Source organism: Microbacterium sp. LMI1x-1-1.1, from assembly GCF_040676205.1.
Lineage (GTDB): Bacteria > Actinomycetota > Actinomycetes > Actinomycetales > Microbacteriaceae > Microbacterium > Microbacterium aquilitoris.
The window spans coordinates 860,636-877,548 of record NZ_JBEGHM010000001.1; the positions used below are offsets into that span (position 1 = coordinate 860,636).

The window sequence follows — 16,913 nt, forward strand, 5'->3', positions numbered from 1 at the left end:
GCCCGGGGAGGAGGTCAGCGGGGGCTCGAGCCGACGGGAGCGGTCGTCATTCGGGCGGGGAAGCGGCAGGTCGCGTCGGGTCGAGGCCGGCGAGGGGAGTGGAGGGGAGGGCGATCCAGCCTTCCCGGCGGGCGCGGTCGAGCGCGGCGGGCGGGACGGGGTGCGTTGCGCCCAGCGCGTGTGCGCGGGCGATGAGTGCGGCGACGACGGCGTCGAACGCGTCGTCGGAGGCTTCCATCAGCGCACGATTGCCGGGGGTGACGGCGAGCCGCGGGGCTGCGGCGAGGAGGTTCGCCGTCGCCGTCGAACGGGCCGAGGCATCCGTCTTGTATCCGGACACCGCGACGCTACCCGTCCGCCGGTGCGTCGAGACGTCGCAGATGGTCGCCGAACCGGGCGGCAAGCGGCCATCTGCGACGCTTCGGCGAGGCAGGACGAGGCTCGGTTCGCGGCATCCGCTCTCGTGTCGTAAGCTGGACGACGGTGACGTGTCCGAGCGGCCGAAGGTGCAACTCTCGAAAAGTTGTGTAGGGTAACCCCCTACCGTGGGTTCAAATCCCACCGTCACCGCCATGAAAACCCCTGCTGATGCGGGGGTTTTCTGTTTCTCCGGGCGGACGTCAGTCGTCCAGCAGGGACACGCTCTGGACGGTGGCGACCCGATCGACCAGGTCGCCTGCCGCGCGATCGATCGCGGCGGCCGACCAGGAGATGACGAGAGCCGCGACGAGAAGGGCACCCGCGGTGGCGGCCCAATCGAGGCCGCGGCGGATCGTCAGGACGACGAAGGCGAGAGCGCTGAGGATCGCGACGGTCTGGCCCGCGACCTGGGCGAAGGCCATGCGCACGGCGGACTCCTCCGTCAGCGGGCCCCAGCTGTTGAAGACGAGCATCAGCGCGAGCGGGACGACGACCACGCCGGCGACGAGAACGGTCCACCGGGTCGGTCGGTAGCGACGGCGTGCGACGGGACGGGCCTCGGACGCGGTGACGGCGGTCATAGCCCCGACCCTAGCGGCGTGCTCCCGGCCGGGACCAGGGCGAGCCGACGCGAACGGCATCCATCCGCGCACGGTCAGCGCACATCGCGTCGGGTCGAGACCAGGCACGCCGCCCTAGAGTGAGTCGGATGCCACGACGGGGGAGGCGACGATGCTCGCGACGGTGACCTATGCGCCGACGGACGATCAGGATGCGACCGCGCTCGGCTTCCTGGTGCACAAACACCCCGCCAAGGTGCAGACCTTCTCGGCGCCGGTCGGCGACATCCACGTCTTCTATCCCGAGGCGACCCCCGAGCGCACGACCGTCGCGGTCATGCTCGAGGTCGATCCGATCGCGCTCGTCCGCAACAAGCGGTTCCGGGGGGATGCCGGGGCTCTCGGCCATTACGTCAACGACCGCCCGTACGTCGCCTCGAGCATGCTCGCCGTCGCGCTCGGGACGGTGTTCCGCACCGCGATGACCGGTCGCAGCGACTCGTACCCCGAGCTGGCGGCATCCGCTCTGCCGCTGCGGATCGAGATCCCCGTGGTCTCCGCCCGCGGCGACGACGACCTCGTGCGTCGCTTGTTCGAGCCGTGCGGCTGGTCGGTCGAACAGACCCGCATCGCGCTCGACGGGGACCACCCCGAGTGGGGCGACTCCCGGTACAGCTCGGTCGTCCTGACCGGCGAGGTCCGACTGGCCGAGGCGCTGCGCCAGCTCTACGTCCTGCTGCCCGTCCTCGACGACGCGAAGCACTACTGGGTCGGCGACGACGAGATCGGCAAGCTCGAGCGCGCCGGCGAGGGATGGCTCGCAGGCCATCCTGAGCGCGACCTCATCACGCGGCGCTACCTCGTGCACCAGCGCGCGCTGCTCGCCGATCCCGTCGAGGGCGAGGACCGCCCGACACCGCTCCGCCAGCACCGCGCCGACGCTGTCCTCGCCGCGCTCGCGGACGTCGGCGCGCACCGCGTCGTCGACATGGGCTGCGGCCCCGGAGCCCTCCTCGCCCGCCTCGCGAAGGACCGCTCCTTCACCAAGATCGTCGGCGTCGACGTCTCGGCCCGCTCGCTCGACCAGGCCGCACGGATGCTGCGGCTCGCAGAGGCATCCGATGCCGAGCGGGAGCGCATCGAGCTGCTCCACGGCTCGGTCGTCTACCGCGACGAGCGGCTGCGCGGTTTCGACGCGATGGTGCTCATGGAGGTCGTCGAACACGTCGACCCGTCGCGGCTCGGCGCGCTCGAAGACGCCGTCTTCGCGTCGGCCGCGCCGGACGCGGTCGTCGTCACGACGCCCAACGCGGACTACAACGTCCTCTACCCCGACCTGCCCGTGGGCGCGTTCCGTCACGACGACCACCGCTTCGAGTGGACGCGCGACGAGTTCCGCGACTGGGCCGAGGGGGTCGCCGCCCGTCACGGCTACACCGTTTCGTACCGTCCCGTCGGTGAGGCGGATGCCGACCACGGCGCCCCCACGCAGCTCGCCCTGTTCCGGAAGGAGGTCGCGGCATGACCGTCCTCGACATCCCCGCCCTCTCGCTCGTGGTCCTCGTCGGGGCATCCGGGTCGGGCAAGTCGACCTTCGCGCGGGAGCACTTCGGCCCGTACGAGACGCTTTCGAGCGACGCCTTCCGCGGACTGGTCGGCAACGACGAGTCCGATCAGTCGGTGACCGCCGCCGCCTTCGACGCGCTGCAGTACGTCGCCGGCAAGCGTCTCGACGCGGGCCTGCTCACCGTCGTCGATGCGACGAGCGTGCAGCCCGAGGCGAGGCGCAAGCTCGTCGAACTCGCGAAGGCGCACGACGTGCTGCCGGTCGCGATCGTCTTCGACGTGCCCGAGGCGGTCTCGGTCGAGCGCAACGCGGCGCGCACCGATCGCCACATCCCCGCGGGCGTCGTGAAGCGGCAGAACGACCAGCTGCGCCGGGGGCTCCGTCACCTCGGGCGCGAGGGCTTCCGCAAGGTGCACGTGCTCCGCACCCCCGACGAGGTCGCGGACGCCACCATCGAACGCACGCGCCTTCTCACCGACCGCACGGACGAGCGCGGCCCGTTCGACGTCATCGGCGACGTGCACGGATGCCGCAGCGAGCTCGAGACATTGCTCGGACGCCTCGGCTACGAGCTCGTGCACGACGAGCAGGGCCGGGCGGTCGACGCGCGGCATCCCGAGCGGCGTCGCGTCGTCTTCGTCGGCGACCTCGTCGACCGCGGGCCCGACGTCGTCGGCGTGCTGCGCCTTGCGATGGGGATGGTCGCGTCGGGCAGTGCGCTCGCCGTGCCGGGAAACCACGAGGCCAAGCTCGTCCGAGCGCTCCGCGGCGCGAAGGTCACCGTCTCGCACGGTCTCGAGGAGACGCTCGCCCAGCTGGCCGGCGAGAGCGCGGAGTTCCGTGAGCAGGTGGAGGCGTTCTGCTACGGCCTCGTGTCGCACCTGATCCTCGACGAGGGGCGGCTCGTCGTCGCGCACGCCGGCCTCAAGGAGCAGTACCACGGGCGCGCATCCGGGCGGGTGCGCGCGTTCGCCCTGTACGGCGAGACGACCGGCGAGACCGACGAGTACGGGCTGCCCGTGCGCCACCCCTGGGCGCAGGACTACCGCGGTAAGGCCGTCGTCCTCTACGGGCACACGCCGGTGCCGACGGTGGAGTGGGTGAACAACACCGCGTGCCTCGACACCGGCTGCGTCTTCGGCGGGGCCCTCTCGGCGATGCGCTACCCCGAGCGCGAGGTCGTCTCGGTGCCGGCCGAGCAGGTCTGGTACGAGCCGATCCGTCCGCTCGCGCCCGCCGCGCCCGTGCGCGCCCCCGGTGTGCTCGACCTCGCCGACGTACAGGGCAGGCTCATCGTCCACACGAGCCTGCACGGCCGCGTCGGCATCCAGGAGGAGCAGTCCGCCGGAGGTCTCGAGACGATCAGCCGGTGGGCGACCGATCCGCGCTGGCTCATCCACCTGCCGCCGACGATGTCGCCGCCGAACACGTCGGCACGCGACGGCTACCTCGAGCACCCCGACGAGGCCTTCGCGACGTACCGGGCGAACGGCGTCACCGATCTCATCGCCGAGGAGAAGCACATGGGCTCGCGCGCCCTTGTGCTTGTCGCGCGCGATCCCGCGCGGTTCTCGGCGCCCGAGGGATGGCGCGGCGCGATCCACACCCGGACCGGTCGCCCGTTCTTCTCGCCCGACGTCGAAGCTGACATGCTCGCGCGTCTCGATGCGGCGATCGAGCGCGCCGGCCTCTGGGACGAGCTCGACTCGTCGTGGATCCTCCTCGACGCCGAGATCCTGCCCTGGTCGCTGAAGGCCGGTGACCTCATCCGCGACCTCTACGCCTCGGTGGCCGCGGCGGCCGAGACCGCGACGGATGCCGCCGGTGCCGTGTTGGCCCGGGCCGCGGCATCCGGGATCGATGTCAGCGCCCTCGCCTCGCGGAACCGGGCACGCGGCGAGGGTGCGCGCGGATTCCGTGCGGCCTACCGCCGGTACGTCGGTGACGAGTCCATCGCGCGCGTCGCGCCGTTCCAGGTGCTGGCCGCAGGGGATGCCACGTTCGAGACACGCGACCACGGGTGGCACCTCGGGGTGGCCGACCGGCTCGTCGAAGCCGCGCCCGACCTCGTGGCGTCGACGCAGCGACGACGGATCGATCTCGGGGACGAGGCATCCGTCACCGCGGCGGTCGCGTGGTGGGAGGAGCTGACCGGCGCGGGCGGGGAGGGCATGGTCGTGAAGCCGTTCGCCAACCTCACGCGCACCGAGAAGGGTCTCGTGCAGCCGGGCATCAAGGTGCGTGGCCGTGAATACCTGCGGATCATCTACGGGCCCGACTACACCGACCCCGCGAATCTCTCGCGCCTGCGCGACCGCAACGTCGCGCACAAGCGCTCGCTCGCCGCCCGCGAGTACGCGCTGGGAATCGAGTCGCTCCACCGCTTCACCGCCGGCGAGCCGCTCTGGCGCGTGCACGAGGCGGTGTTCGGCGTCCTCGCCCTGGAATCCGACCCGATCGACCCGCGCCTTTAACCCCCCCGTAACGACGTCGAGACGTCTCAGATGGTCGACTTTCGGTGAGGAGAGTGACCATCTGCGACGTCTCGACGCGGGGACAGGTGTCAGGGCATCACGAGGACGGCCTTGACGGCCTTACCGGACTGCGTGTCGGCGATCGCCTGCTCGATGTCGGCGAACGCATACTTGGTGATGAGCTCGTCGAACGGGAAGCGGCCCGCGGCGTGGAGGGCGAGCATCTCGGGGATGAAGGTCTGCGGCACGGCGTCGCCCTCGATGGCGCCGATGTAGCTCTTGCCCGCGCCCGAGATCGAGCCGAGCGGGATCGTGACACCGGGCTTCGGAACGCCGACGAGGGCGATCTTCGCGCCGAAGGCGGTCGCGGCGGCGAGCATCTCGACGACGGCCGGTACGGCGGTCGTGTCGACGGCGTAGTCCGCGCCGATGCCGCCGGTGATCTCGTGGATGCGGGCGACCGCGTCCTCGTCCTTGCTGTTGACCGTGTGGGTCGCGCCGAGCTTCTCTGCGAAGGCGAGACGCTCGGGCAGGATGTCGACCGCGATGATCGTCGTCGCGCCGGCGACCTTCGCGCCCATGATGGCCGAGAGGCCCACGGCACCGGTCCCGCTGACGATGATCGAGGCGCCCGCGGGGACGTCGAGCGAGTTCAGGACTGTGCCCGCACCGGTCTGAACACCGCAGCCGAGGGGGCCGGCGATCTCGACGTCGGCGTCCTCGGGCAGCTTGACGGCGTTGCGAGCCTCGACGATGAGGTGGCTCGCGAAGGACGACTGTCCGAAGAACGAGCCGTGGACGGCCGAGCCGTCGGCTGCGGTGATCGTCGACGATCCGTCCTCGCGCGCACCGGCGAAGTTGAGGGCCATGAAGTTGCGGCAGTAGGCTTCCTGGCCGCTCACGCACTTGGCGCAGTGGCCGCACGAGGCGAAGGAGACGGCCACCTTGTCGCCGACGGCGTAACCGGTGACGGCGTCGCCGACCTGCTCGACGATCCCGGCGCCCTCGTGGCCGAGGACGTAGGGGAAGGGAGCGGGGATGTCGCCGTGCTGGACCGCGAGGTCGGTGTGGCAGAGGCCGGTCGCGGCGACCTTGACGAGCATCTCGCTCGGGCGGATGTCGTCGAGGGTGACGTCCTCGAAGGTGAACGGAGCGTCCTGGTCGTGGAGGACGGCGGCGTGGGCGGTCGTGGTCATGGGTGATGGTCCTTTCGATACGCGCCCGTGCGGCGATGGGGCCGTAGGGATGTCCCCAGCCTATGCACGTGAATCCATCCCGGGGCCGCGGGTTGACGCGCATCCGATGGCGTGGCAATGCCGCATCCCATAACGCTTTGAGAATCTGGGCACCACCCCTTCCTGCCGGGCGTGCGGAGTTCGTAGCGTGGACTCCATGGCGCGTGACGACGATCGACCCGAAGATCTCTACACCGGACCCATCGACCTCGCTGCGCTCGCCGCAGCCGAAGACGGGGACCTCGAGATGCCCGAGATCAGCTACGACGAGCAGCGCTACCCGGCACGTCCGCGGCGTCTGCGCCCGCGCGACAATCTGCGCGGCAGCAGCGTGCGCCGCATCCGCACCGACCCGCGCACCGCAAACGGCACGAACCCGTCGTACGTCGAGTGGCTGGTGCGGCAGTCGATGTTGAAGGATGCCGACGTGCTCGCCCGTCAGCTGTCGGGTCAGCCGACGATGTGGCGGAACGCGTACGCGCGTCCCGATGCGCGTCGCGCCATCGCGACCAGCGACGTGTGGTTCACCGCGTACCCGATCTCGCTCATCACGCGGCCGGGGCAGTCGTTCCTCTCAGCCCTCGGCGACGAGGAGCTGTGGTCGGTGTTCGAGCGCATCGGCATCACCGCCGTCCACACCGGCCCCGTCAAGCGGGCCGGCGGCATCGAAGGGTGGGGCGAGACGCCCAGCGTCGACGGTCACTTCGACCGCATCAGCACCGCGATCGATGCGACCTTCGGCACGGAGGACGAGTTCCGCGCCCTGTGCGACGTCGCCGATTCGCACGGCGGCAGCATCATCGACGACATCGTGCCCGGCCACACCGGCAAGGGAGCGGACTTCCGCCTCGCCGAGATGGGCTTCAAGGACTACCCCGGGATCTACCACATGGTGGCGATCCCGCCCGAGGACTGGCACCTGCTGCCCGACGTGCCGGAGGGCTACGACAGTGTCAACCTCGACCCGGCGACCGAGCACACCCTGGCTGAGCACGGCTACATCATCGGCGCCCTGCAGCGCGTCATCTTCTACACGCCCGGCGTGAAGGAGACGAACTGGAGCGCGACGGCGCCGTCGATCGGCCCCGACGGCGTGACCCGCCGCTGGGTGTACCTGCACTACTTCAAGCAGGGCCAGCCCTCGATCAACTGGCTCGACCCGACGTTCGCGGGCATGCGCCTCGTCATCGGCGACGCCCTGCACTCGCTCGGCGAGCTCGGCACGAGTGCGCTGCGCCTCGACGCGAACGGCTTCCTCGGGGTGGAGAAGAGCGCCGAGGGCCTGCCGGCGTGGTCGGAGGGCCATCCGCTCTCGCACGCGGCCAACCACATCATCGCCGGGATGGTGCGCAAGGTCGGTGGGTTCACGTTCCAGGAGCTGAACCTCACGATGGAGGACATCCGCGACACCGGTGCCGTCGGCGCCGACCTGTCGTACGACTTCATCGGGCGCCCCGGCTACCACCACGCCCTCGCCACCGGACAGACCGAGTTCCTGCGTCTCGCGCTCACGTCGTCGCTCGCGCTCGGGGTCGCGCCGGTACAGCTCGTGCACGGTCTGCAGAACCACGACGAGCTCACCTACGAGCTCGTCCACTGGGCGACGCGGCACGCCGACGAGGAGTACGGCTTCCGCGGTGACACCATCACGGGTGCCGACCTCGCCGAGGTCGTCCGCGCGGAGCTGACCGAGAAGCTGGTGGATGCCGGTGACTACAACCGCGTCTTCACGCAGAACGGCATCGCCTGCACGACGACGTCGCTCATCGCGGCGACCCGCGGCATCCCGACCCTCGACGACATCACCGACGCCGAGATCCCGACGATCCGCGACGCGCACCTGCTGCTGTGCGCCTACAACGCCTGGCAGCCGGGGGTGTTCGCCCTCTCGGGCTGGGACCTCGTCGGCATGCTGACGCTCCCCGGCGACGAGGTGGCCGACCTCATCCGCGTCGGCGACACCCGCTGGATCGAGCGCGGCGCGCACGACCTGCTCGACGTCGACCCCGCCGCCACGCGTTCGATCTCGGGCATGCCGCGCGGCCGCGCCCTGTACGGCCCGCTCCCCGCCCAGCTCGATGACCCCGAGTCGTTCGCCTCGAGGCTGTCGGCGATCCTCGACCTCCGCCGCGAGTACGGGATCGCGACGGCGTCGGCGGTCGACATCCCCGAAGTCGCCCATGCGGGCATGCTCGTGCTGGTCCACCGCCTCGACGAGGGGATGCCGGAGGCCGACGCGCCGCTCCAGGTCACCGTCCTGAACTTCTCGGCCGAGCCGATCGAGGGCACGGTGCGCTCCGAGCACCTCACCCCGCAGAGCGACGTCCTCGACGCCGCTCAGGGCGAGATCGTCGGACGCGTCGACGACCTGCAGAGCTTCTCGGTGTCGCTGCCCGCCTACGGTGCGCGGTTCCTGGTCCTGCAGCCGCAGATCGAAGAGGACTGATCGGGGCGAACGCAAGCCCCCGCGCGATGTCGGGTGCCGCGCGTACGGTCCTGGCATGACCGATCAGAGCAACGTCCCCGAGAACGATTCCGCACCCGACACCGATGCGCCCGAGATGCTGGGCGGCCCGAGCGGCGACACGGCGGTGAAGGACCCGGAGCAGTGGGTCACCGGCGATGAGCCGATGACGGGCGCGCAGCGCAGCTACCTCGACACCCTCGCGCGCGAGGCCGGCGAGGAGATCCCCGCGAACATCACGAAGGCCGAGGCGTCCGAGCACATCGACCGCCTGCAGCAGGCGACGGGTCGGGGCGCCTCGAACTGACCGCGCAGACGCCGCGCTCGCCCGATCAGGCGAGGGCGGCGTCGATGCCGGCGAGCGGCACCGGCAGCCAGTCCGGACGGTTCCGCGCCTCGTAGATCGACTCGTAGACCGCCTTGTCGAGGACGAGGGCTCGCAGCAGCGCAGGGTCCAGGTCGATCGCACCGGGAGCCGTCGCGTAGGCGTCGAGGAAAGCCGCCCGGCATGCCGCCGCCCAGGCCGCGGCATCCGGTCCCGCTCCCACGGCGCCCGCGTAGTCGAACGAGCGCAGCATGCCGGCCACGTCGCGCGGCGGCAGGTCGGGGATCGCGCGCTCGGCCATCGGCCGGAGCGGCTCGCCCTCGAAGTCGACGATGCGCCAGCCGCCGTTCGGCACGGCGAGCACCTGACCGAGGTGCAGATCGCCATGGATCCGCTGCAGCCGCGGCCACGGGCGCTCGAGGGCCTCCGCGTACACGGCGTCGATCGCGGCGAGCCGGTCGGCGACCGCGGGGACCTCCGCCGAGGCGATCGCCAGTCGGCGGCGCCACGCGCGCCCCACGGCCTCGGCCTGGTCGGGTGTGGCATCTGCTGATTCGAGGGCGTCGCCGAGGGCCCCGTGCACGCCCGCGACCGCTACCCCGAGGTCGCGCGCCGCGTCGGTGAAGTCGCGTCCTTCGCGGGCGGCATCGAGCGCGATCGCCCAGCCGTCGCGGACACCGGGCAGGAACTCCTGCGCGAACCCGAGCGTGCCCTGCGCGGTGCCGGACTCGCGGCCGACGTCGGGCCACTCGGCATCCGCACTGCCGTAGAACGTCGGCACGTACGGGGACCCCGCGTCGCTGAGGACGCGCTGGACGGTCACGTCGGGGTTCTCGCCGTGGTGGAGCGTCCGGAAGAGCTTGAGGATGATCGTCGGCGACCCGTCGACGTCGTAGACGATCGAGGTGTTCGACTGCTCGCCGGTCAGCACGCGCGACCCGGTGACACGGCTCGTGTCGACGCCCATCTCGGCCAGGAGGCCGACCGTGAACCCGGGATGCCGCGTCGCATCGACCAGGGGACGTCCGTCCTCGGTCGTGGTGACGACCTCCTCGGCCTGCGCGTCGGTCGCGTCGGCGAGGGGGACGTTGTAGAGCGTCGGCAGGGCGCCGGCGTCGTCCATGAGCAGGTAACGCGTGGCACCACCGGGCGCCGGTTCCGAGTCGAGGATGCGGAACCGCGGGTCGTGGCTCTTGCCCGCGTACCAGCGTTGTCGCGCCACCCAGGCGCCGAGGTCGTCGTCGAATCGCACACGATCACTGTGACGTGCCGGTACTCGATCGCGGAAGGGGTGGACGGGGATTCGTGCGGACGGTAGGGGCGTGCGATTCAGTTCGCGGGCAGGCGCACGGTGAACGCGGTGCGGCCGGGCTCGCTCCGAACATCGATCGCACCGTCGTGGGCGACCACGATCGCCTGCGCGATCGAGAGCCCGAGGCCGGTGCTCCCGGCATCCCGGTTGCGTGACACATCACCGCGGGCGAAACGCTCGAAGAGTCGGTCGCGGATCTCGGGGACGATGCCGGGGCCGTCGTCGACGACCTCGATGACGGCGACGTCGCCCTCTCGCCGGAGCGTGAGGGTGACGGTGGTCGCCGCGGGCGTGTGGGTGCGCGCATTCCGCATCAGGTTGGCGACCACCTGTCGCAGGCGGTTCTCGTCGCCGAGCACGTCGACCGCGTCGTCCTCCTGCAGGTCGAGCAGCCACGTGCGCGAGGGGTCGGACGCATGCGCGTCGCTCACGGCGTCGATCGCGAGCATCGTCAGGTCGACGGGCTCACGCCGCAGCTGCTGGCCTGCGTCGAGGCGCGCGAGGAGCAGCAGGTCCTCGACGAGGTCGGCCATGCGCGTGGACTCCGACGCGATCCGGTCGAAGGCGCGCTCCTGCGTGGGCGTCATCGGGGCGTTCTCACCGAGGGAGAGCTGCGCGTACCCGCGGATGGACGCGAGGGGCGTGCGGAGCTCGTGGCTCGCGTCGGCGATGAAGCGCCGCAGCTGGTCCTCGCTGTGCTGTCGGGATGACAACGCCGACTCGATGTGCGCGAGGAGGACGTTGAGCGAATGTCCGACGCGGCCGACCTCGGTCGTGGGATCGGTGTCGGAGGCGTCCACCCGCTCGGGGATCTCCACCTCCCCGGTGGAGAGGGGGCGCGCGGCGACGCGGTCGGCGACGACGGCGACGCGCTCGAGCGGGCGGAGCGACCGCCGCACGAAGAACGACAGTCCCAGCAGGACGAGGGCGAGGGCGGTGCCCGCGACGCTCACGAGGATGACGGTGAGGGCCGAGGTCGTGGCCGTCACCTCTTCGACGGACATCCCGGCGACGACCTTCTGACCGTTCTGCTCGCGTGCGGCGAGGCGGAACTCGCCGAGCCCGCCGCCGACGTCCACGGTGACGGGCGTCCGCGCCGACAGATCCGCCTGCGTCACCGCGGCGAGCTGCCCGGCGTCGAGGGACCGTTCCTCTCCGTCGTCGCCGGTGTAGCTCGAGACGACCGTGCCGTCGCCGTCGAACAGGACGAACAGCGAACCGACCCGCGGCGCAGGACCGTCGCCCCGGTCGCCGCCCGTCGGATTGGGCGCGGTCTGCATGCCGCTGCCGAGACGGGCCATCTGCAACGACTCGACGACCTGCGCATCGAGGCGCTCGTACACGAAGGTGCGGAGGGCCAGCGACGTCGCGAGGCCCGTCACGAGCAGGGCGATCGCGACGAGGGCGCCGGTGCCGACGACGAGCGTCCGGCGCAGCGTCCAACGGCGGGCGGTCATTCTGCGGACTTGATCGTGTAGCCGACGCCGCGCACCGTGTGGATGAGGGGTTCGCCGAGACTGTCGATCTTCTTGCGGAGGTACGAGATGTAGATCTCGACGACGCTCGACGTCCCGCCGAAGTCGTAGCTCCACACCTGGTCGAGAATTTGCGAGCGGGTCAGCACGCGGCGCTGGTTCTGCATGAGGTAGCGCAGCAGGTCGAACTCCTTCGCGGTCAGTTTGATCGGGATGCCGCCCCGCACGACCTCGTACGTCTCCTCATCCAGCGTGAGATCGCCCACGCGCAGTCGCGTCTCGGCCGCTGCGGCCGCCGCGACGTGTCGACGGGCCATCCCGCGCAGCCGTACGACGACCTCCTCGAGGTTGAACGGCTTGGTGAGGTAGTCGTCACCGCCGGCGCTGATGCCGGCGATGCGATCCTCGACGGCGTCCTTCGCGGTCAGGAACAGCACGGGAACGTCGTTGCCTGTACTCCGGAGGCGCCGGAGGACCTCCATACCGTCGATCCCCGGCATCATGATGTCGAGCACGACGAGGTCGGGGGCGAACTCCCGCACCAGGTTCAAGGCTTCCTGCCCGTTTGCCGCTGTGCGTGCGTCCCACCCCTCGTTCTGCAGCGCCATCCGCAGCAGATCGCTCAGGTTCGCTTCGTCGTCGACGACGAGCACGCGGACGGGGGAACCGTCTACGCGGGTGAGGGGCGCGGGACGGGAAGGGTTCATGGTGTCAGCTTTCCTGGTTCGGAGAGGGAATGCGACCGTGCGGCGTCCACGGGGACGCCGCACGGTCGAGGGCGTCAGGAGTTCTCGCCGCCGTCGGACGGGGCGCCGCTCCGGTCGCCGGGCTGACCCATCCCACCGGGTCCGCCCATGCCGCCGCCGCCCATGCCCCCGGCGATGGCTTCGCCGGCGGTCACCTCGACCGACTCTCCCGCCACCGTCACGGTGTAGGTGCCGGCGGCGGCGACCTCGGAGGACGAGAACACGACCGTCTCGAACTGCTTCGCGGCCGTCGCCGAGGCGATGACGGTGCCGTCGGCATCCGTGATCTCGATCTCATCTCCCGCAGACCCGCTGATCGTCGCGGCGATCCACGCCTGCGCCGCGTCGGCGTCGGGCGTCTCGGCCATGCCGGCACTGCCCACGGCGAGCAGGGTGCCCCCGCTGACAGAGAAGCCGCCGTTGCTGTCGAGCGCGCCGTTGCCCTGCATGGTCGGACCCCAGACGACGATGTCGCCCCCGGTCACGGTGACCGATCCGTTCGAGTCGATGCCGTCACCACCGGCATCCACCGTCAGAGTGCCGCCCGAGATCGTGATCGTCTCGCCCGTGTCGGACATACCGCCGCCCCCGCCGCCGGCCGTCGAGCCCGAGCCCGCGTCGCCGCTGCCGTTGAGGCCGTCGTCGGATGACGTCACCACCGTCTCGCCGCCACGGATGAGGATGTCGGTGGCCTCGAGTCCTTCGGTGGATTCGGCGATCGTGAGGCTGCCGGCGGCGACGTCCAGGGTGTTCGCGGCGTGCGCGCCGTCGTCCCCCGCGGCGACGGTCACGGTGCCGCCGGTGATGCCGATCGACCCGTCGGAGTGCAGCCCGTCATCGGTCGCGGTGACGTCGACGGTCCCGCCGCCGATCGCGACCACGACGCCGGCGCTGATCCCCTTGGAGCCGGCATCCGCTGCACCCTGGGCGCGGAGCGTGACCGTCCCGCCGGTGACGACCGCATCGGTCGCCGCCGAGATCCCGTCGTCGCCGCTGGTCGCGGAGACCGTGCCGTCCGAGATCCAGACGTACCCGCGGGTGGCGTCCTCGTCATCGTCGCTCTTGAGCGCGTCGCCGCCGGCCGTGAGATCGAGCGTGCCCCCCGAGATCACGAGCGCGTCCTTTCCGCGGAGCGCGTCGTCGGCGGCATCCACCGTGATCGTCCCCGACGTGATCGCGAGGTCGTCTGTGCTCGCGATGCCGTCGTTGCCGTTCCCCGTCACGTCGAGCGATCCCGAGCCGGTGAGGGTGAGGTCCGCGTCGGCGTAGATCGCGGCGTTGGCTGCAGCGGCGTCGTCGTACGACGAGGCATCCGACACCGTGTTCTGTGTCCCCTCGGCGAGGGAGATGACGACGTCGTCGGCGGTCGTGACGGAGATCGCTGCCCCCGCGGTGTTCGCGATGTCGACACCGTCGAGGATGAGGACGACCTGCGCGTCGTCGGGGGCGGCGACGACGACCGACCCGTCGAGGTCTCCACTCAGGCGGTACACGCCGGCTGCGCCGATCGTGACCGTGCTGCCCGAGACCTCGACGCCGTCGCCGGAGGCCTCGGCGGTCGAGCCCGAGAGAGTGATCTCGACCGCGTCGTCGGCCGTCCAGTCGTCGTCGGCGACGACGGTCGCCTCGTCGTCCGCGGCGAGCACAGCGGTCGCGTCGAGATCGGAGTCGACCGTCACCTGGGCAGTCGTCGAGGTCGCGTCGCCGCTCGACGACGAGGTGTCGCTGCCCGTCGTCGTCAGACCGGTGACGGCGCATCCGGTCAGCAACAGGCCGGCGAGAGCGAGCGGAATGGTGGGAAGGATCAGGCGGCGGCGCATGGCAGCTCCTCGGTGTGGAAGGTGATGGTGGGGGATGAGGCGGCGAAAGGGCCGCGGAGGAGTCGACCCCAGCGGTTGCGGGGGAGGTCGGGGCTGAGCGCGGCGAGCCCCGTGGCGTACTTGCTGACCGAGACCGGACGGTGTCCGGCGCGCCACAGCAGGCGATCGACCGCGGATGCCGACGAGGGCGACTTCGTCTCGAGGATCGCGAGGCCGGGGAGCGTGAATCCGCTCCCGTCGGGGCGATCCCACCGGAGATCGGTGTCGATCGTGGCGCGGGATGCCCCGTCAGGGGCGAGGAGCGTCGCACGGGCGTACCGCGTGGTCAGGGTGGCGCCGAGCTCGTCCACGCGACGGGTGTCGACGCCGATCGCCTCGAATGCCGCGGCGACGTCGTCCTGTGCGTCGGGAGTCAGGACCGCTCGGTGGGCGATGTCGTACTCCGACCGCTCCTTGACGGTTGTCCCCCGCGCGCCGCGTGTCTTGATCTCGAGGAACGCGGCGTCCGTGTCGATGTAGGTGCGGGTCCGCAGCTTGAACCGCCGGCGCCGGGGACGGGCCGCCATGTGGAAGCTCAGCAGATCGGGGGTGTCGAAGTAGACCGACTCGTAGGCGAAGCGGCGCGCTCCGCCAATCTCGAGGATCCGGGTGCGATCGTCGACGCGGGCGAGGAGGTCCTCCAGGGCCGGCTGCGGGATCACGTACTTGCGGTCCACCCGGGCGAGCAGGGCCGCCTCGGCGACCATCTCGTCGAGCTCGACCGCCCCGAAACGGGTGAGCGCGTCGGCCGCCGCGGTCATCGTGCGACTCCCGCGGTGAGGCGGACGTCGGCGGTCGCCCGGAAGCGGACGTCGACGAGCGTGGTGTCGTTCACGAAGTCGAGTTCCTGCACGGTCAGCGAGGTGACCTCGCCGCCGACGCGCTCCGCGATCATCGTCCGGAGGGTGGTCTCATCGGACTCGGCGCGGTCGAGGCGGACGATCTGGTGCCGGCTGCGCGAGAGGATGCGGGGGTGGTCGGCTGCCCACAGGACCGCGAGGATCAGGGCGATGAGCGCCGTGACGGGACGGATGTCGGTGGTCGGCAGCCCCGCCATGAGACCCATCGCGAGCGCGGCGAAGTAGTACGCCACTTCGCGCTGCGAGATCTCGGACGACCGCAGTCGGATGATCGACAGCACGCCGAACAGTCCGAGGCCGAGGCCGAGCGCGACTTCCGCCGTCCCCAGCACGCTCGCGACGGCCATGACGCCGACGTTGACGCCCAGGAACGCGACCACGAGGTCGCGGCGCCGGTGGCGTCGGTAGTAGAGCCCGAGGCTGAGGACGAGGGCGGCGGCGATGTCGATCGCGATGAGCAGGATCGAGGGGATGGTCATGGGTTCCTCCGAGGACGTGTGGTGACGATCTCCATCCGAGTCGCCGCACCTTCACCGTTCATAAGAGGCGCATTCACCGCCGATTCGAGCGGTGCGGGCGCCGGAGTGCGGGAGAAGACGACGCGGCGCTGGATCAGGTAGCCGAGGGCGAACAGGGCGGCCTCGGTCGCGACCTTGGCGGGCACGAGTCCGAGCCCGAGCGCGGTGAGGCCGCTCATCCACGCGACGTTCGTGGCGAGGAGCACGGCTGCGAGCGCGGCATAACGACCGGCTTGTCGCAGCAGCGGTCCCCGCGCCTCGCCTCGGAACACCACCCGCCGGTTGACGGCGAAGTTCACGCTCGCGCTCACGACGCGGGCCGCGATGATCGAGGGCGCGAGTGCGCCGGTCACGGCGTGGAAGACCAGCAGGAGGACGGCGTCGAGGGCGAACGAGGCCAGCGACGATGCGGCGAACAGCACCAGCGGCATCCCGACCCTCAGGGTGTCGATGATCGGGCGGAAGTGACTCGACGCGTTGCCGGCGAGATAGACGGTCTCGATGGGGACCTCGAGGGTCCGCCAGCCGTCCCGTCGACAGCGCAGGAGGATGTTCTGCTCGTACTCGAAACGGTCTCCCCGCTGCGCGCGCAGCCACGGGAGCATGACGGCGGGGATGCCGCGCAGCCCCGTCTGCGTGTCGGAGAGGCTCCAGCCGGCCGACGCCCGGAACGCGGCGCGCGCTGCCCGATTGCCGATCCGGCTGCGGAGGGGGTTGCCGGGGCGATCGACCTCGCGGCATCCGAGGACCATCGCGGGGTCGCCGCCGGCTTCGGCAGCGACGGTCGCGTGACCGACGCGGACGATGTCGCGCGCGGTGTGCTGGCCGTCCGCGTCGGCGGTGACGACCGCGTCGCCGGGGAAGGCCTGCGCGGCATGGTCCAGGCCCGTGCGCAGGGCCGCTCCCTTGCCGCGGTTGCGGACGTGGCCGAGCACGGTCGCGCCGAGGGATGCCGCCTCGGCGAAGACGGCGTCGTACGCCGGCCCGCTGCCGTCGTCGACGAGGATGATCGGGGTGCCGGGTGCGGCGGACGCGAGATCGCGGAGGAGGTCGAGCAGGGCATCGCCGGGCTCGTATGCGGGGATGAGGACGACCACC

The 16,913-nt window shown here is 71.1% G+C and carries 14 protein-coding genes and 1 tRNA gene; 5 read left to right on the top strand and 10 right to left on the bottom strand.

Annotated features, from left to right (window positions below):
- Positions 1–46: 46 nt before the first annotated feature.
- Positions 47–340 (bottom strand): DUF429 domain-containing protein, encoded by a 294-nt coding sequence (locus MRBLMI1x_RS04210; RefSeq protein WP_363456396.1) that lies wholly within the window; start codon positions 338–340, stop codon positions 47–49.
- A 142-nt stretch (positions 341–482) separates the two neighbouring features.
- On the opposite strand from MRBLMI1x_RS04210, the gene MRBLMI1x_RS04215 reads away from it, so the two are divergent.
- A tRNA-Ser gene (locus MRBLMI1x_RS04215) sits at positions 483–573 on the top strand.
- Positions 574–620: 47 nt separating this feature from the next.
- Here the strand turns inward: MRBLMI1x_RS04215 and MRBLMI1x_RS04220 are convergent.
- The gene (locus MRBLMI1x_RS04220) at positions 621–1,001 is read right to left on the bottom strand and encodes a hypothetical protein (protein ID WP_363456399.1); all 381 of its coding nucleotides are present in this window, start codon (positions 999–1,001) and stop codon (positions 621–623) included.
- 151 nt (positions 1,002–1,152) lie between these two features.
- Here MRBLMI1x_RS04220 and MRBLMI1x_RS04225 point away from each other — a divergent pair, with 151 nt between their 5' ends.
- Positions 1,153–2,505, top strand: a complete 1,353-nt coding sequence (locus MRBLMI1x_RS04225; protein ID WP_363456402.1) for a 3' terminal RNA ribose 2'-O-methyltransferase Hen1 — start codon at positions 1,153–1,155, stop codon at positions 2,503–2,505.
- A complete protein-coding gene (locus tag MRBLMI1x_RS04230) occupies positions 2,502–5,021 on the top strand; it encodes a polynucleotide kinase-phosphatase (protein ID WP_363456405.1) in 2,520 nt (839 codons plus the stop codon). Before MRBLMI1x_RS04225 ends, MRBLMI1x_RS04230 begins: the two co-directional genes overlap by 4 nt.
- Positions 5,022–5,110: 89 nt before the next feature.
- Here the strand turns inward: MRBLMI1x_RS04230 and MRBLMI1x_RS04235 are convergent, their stop codons facing one another.
- Positions 5,111–6,217, bottom strand: coding sequence for an NAD(P)-dependent alcohol dehydrogenase (locus MRBLMI1x_RS04235; protein WP_018185707.1), 1,107 nt, complete (start codon positions 6,215–6,217; stop codon positions 5,111–5,113).
- Between the two features lie 196 nt (positions 6,218–6,413).
- Here MRBLMI1x_RS04235 and treS point away from each other — a divergent pair, with 196 nt between their 5' ends.
- Both treS and MRBLMI1x_RS04245 read left to right on the top strand, forming a co-directional pair.
- Positions 6,414–8,702 carry a maltose alpha-D-glucosyltransferase gene (gene treS / locus MRBLMI1x_RS04240; RefSeq protein WP_363456409.1) on the top strand — a complete coding sequence of 763 codons (2,289 nt, stop codon included), beginning with the start codon at positions 6,414–6,416 and terminating at the stop codon, positions 8,700–8,702.
- Positions 8,703–8,757: 55 nt separating this feature from the next.
- A complete protein-coding gene (locus tag MRBLMI1x_RS04245) occupies positions 8,758–9,027 on the top strand; it encodes a DUF3072 domain-containing protein (RefSeq protein WP_018185705.1) in 270 nt (89 codons plus the stop codon).
- A 25-nt stretch (positions 9,028–9,052) separates the two neighbouring features.
- Here MRBLMI1x_RS04245 and MRBLMI1x_RS04250 read toward each other — a convergent pair whose 3' ends face one another.
- The 7 genes from MRBLMI1x_RS04250 to MRBLMI1x_RS04280 form a co-directional block, all read right to left on the bottom strand.
- Positions 9,053–10,297 carry a phosphotransferase gene (locus tag MRBLMI1x_RS04250; RefSeq protein WP_363456412.1) on the bottom strand — a complete coding sequence of 415 codons (1,245 nt, stop codon included), beginning with the start codon at positions 10,295–10,297 and terminating at the stop codon, positions 9,053–9,055.
- A 77-nt stretch (positions 10,298–10,374) separates the two neighbouring features.
- Complete coding sequence (locus tag MRBLMI1x_RS04255) at positions 10,375–11,814, bottom strand: sensor histidine kinase (protein ID WP_363456415.1); 1,440 nt, start codon at positions 11,812–11,814, stop codon at positions 10,375–10,377.
- Positions 11,811–12,539 carry a response regulator transcription factor gene (locus MRBLMI1x_RS04260; RefSeq protein ID WP_336125757.1) on the bottom strand — a complete coding sequence of 243 codons (729 nt, stop codon included), beginning with the start codon at positions 12,537–12,539 and terminating at the stop codon, positions 11,811–11,813. Before MRBLMI1x_RS04260 ends, MRBLMI1x_RS04255 begins: the two co-directional genes overlap by 4 nt.
- Before the next feature lie 74 nt (positions 12,540–12,613).
- Positions 12,614–14,398: a carbohydrate-binding domain-containing protein gene (locus MRBLMI1x_RS04265; RefSeq protein WP_363456418.1), complete on the bottom strand. Its 1,785-nt coding sequence runs from the start codon at positions 14,396–14,398 to the stop codon at positions 12,614–12,616.
- Positions 14,383–15,198, bottom strand: a complete 816-nt coding sequence (locus tag MRBLMI1x_RS04270; protein WP_363456421.1) for a polyphosphate polymerase domain-containing protein — start codon at positions 15,196–15,198, stop codon at positions 14,383–14,385. The genes MRBLMI1x_RS04265 and MRBLMI1x_RS04270 overlap by 16 nt, the downstream gene beginning before the upstream one ends.
- On the bottom strand, positions 15,195–15,776 hold the full coding sequence (locus tag MRBLMI1x_RS04275; RefSeq protein WP_363456424.1) for a DUF4956 domain-containing protein: 582 nt from the start codon (positions 15,774–15,776) through the stop codon (positions 15,195–15,197). Before MRBLMI1x_RS04275 ends, MRBLMI1x_RS04270 begins: the two co-directional genes overlap by 4 nt.
- Positions 15,773–16,912, bottom strand: a complete 1,140-nt coding sequence (locus tag MRBLMI1x_RS04280) for a bifunctional glycosyltransferase family 2/GtrA family protein (protein WP_363456427.1) — start codon at positions 16,910–16,912, stop codon at positions 15,773–15,775. Before MRBLMI1x_RS04280 ends, MRBLMI1x_RS04275 begins: the two co-directional genes overlap by 4 nt.
- Position 16,913: the final 1 nt, after the last annotated feature.

Excerpts from the sequence above, each read along its gene's own strand:
- MRBLMI1x_RS04255 (WP_363456415.1), bottom strand. The coding sequence starts at position 11,814 with ATGACCGCCCGCCGTTGGACGCTGCGCCGGACGCTCGTCGTCGGCACC.
- MRBLMI1x_RS04275 (WP_363456424.1), bottom strand. The coding sequence starts at position 15,776 with ATGACCATCCCCTCGATCCTGCTCATCGCGATCGACATCGCCGCCGCC.
- MRBLMI1x_RS04265 (WP_363456418.1), bottom strand. The coding sequence starts at position 14,398 with ATGCGCCGCCGCCTGATCCTTCCCACCATTCCGCTCGCTCTCGCCGGC.
- MRBLMI1x_RS04270 (WP_363456421.1), bottom strand. The coding sequence starts at position 15,198 with ATGACCGCGGCGGCCGACGCGCTCACCCGTTTCGGGGCGGTCGAGCTC.
- MRBLMI1x_RS04235 (WP_018185707.1), bottom strand. The coding sequence starts at position 6,217 with ATGACCACGACCGCCCACGCCGCCGTCCTCCACGACCAGGACGCTCCG.
- MRBLMI1x_RS04230 (WP_363456405.1), top strand. The coding sequence starts at position 2,502 with ATGACCGTCCTCGACATCCCCGCCCTCTCGCTCGTGGTCCTCGTCGGG.
- MRBLMI1x_RS04260 (WP_336125757.1), bottom strand. The coding sequence starts at position 12,539 with ATGAACCCTTCCCGTCCCGCGCCCCTCACCCGCGTAGACGGTTCCCCC.
- treS (WP_363456409.1), top strand. The coding sequence starts at position 6,414 with ATGGCGCGTGACGACGATCGACCCGAAGATCTCTACACCGGACCCATC.
- MRBLMI1x_RS04245 (WP_018185705.1), top strand. The coding sequence starts at position 8,758 with ATGACCGATCAGAGCAACGTCCCCGAGAACGATTCCGCACCCGACACC.
- MRBLMI1x_RS04220 (WP_363456399.1), bottom strand. The coding sequence starts at position 1,001 with ATGACCGCCGTCACCGCGTCCGAGGCCCGTCCCGTCGCACGCCGTCGC.
- MRBLMI1x_RS04225 (WP_363456402.1), top strand. The coding sequence starts at position 1,153 with ATGCTCGCGACGGTGACCTATGCGCCGACGGACGATCAGGATGCGACC.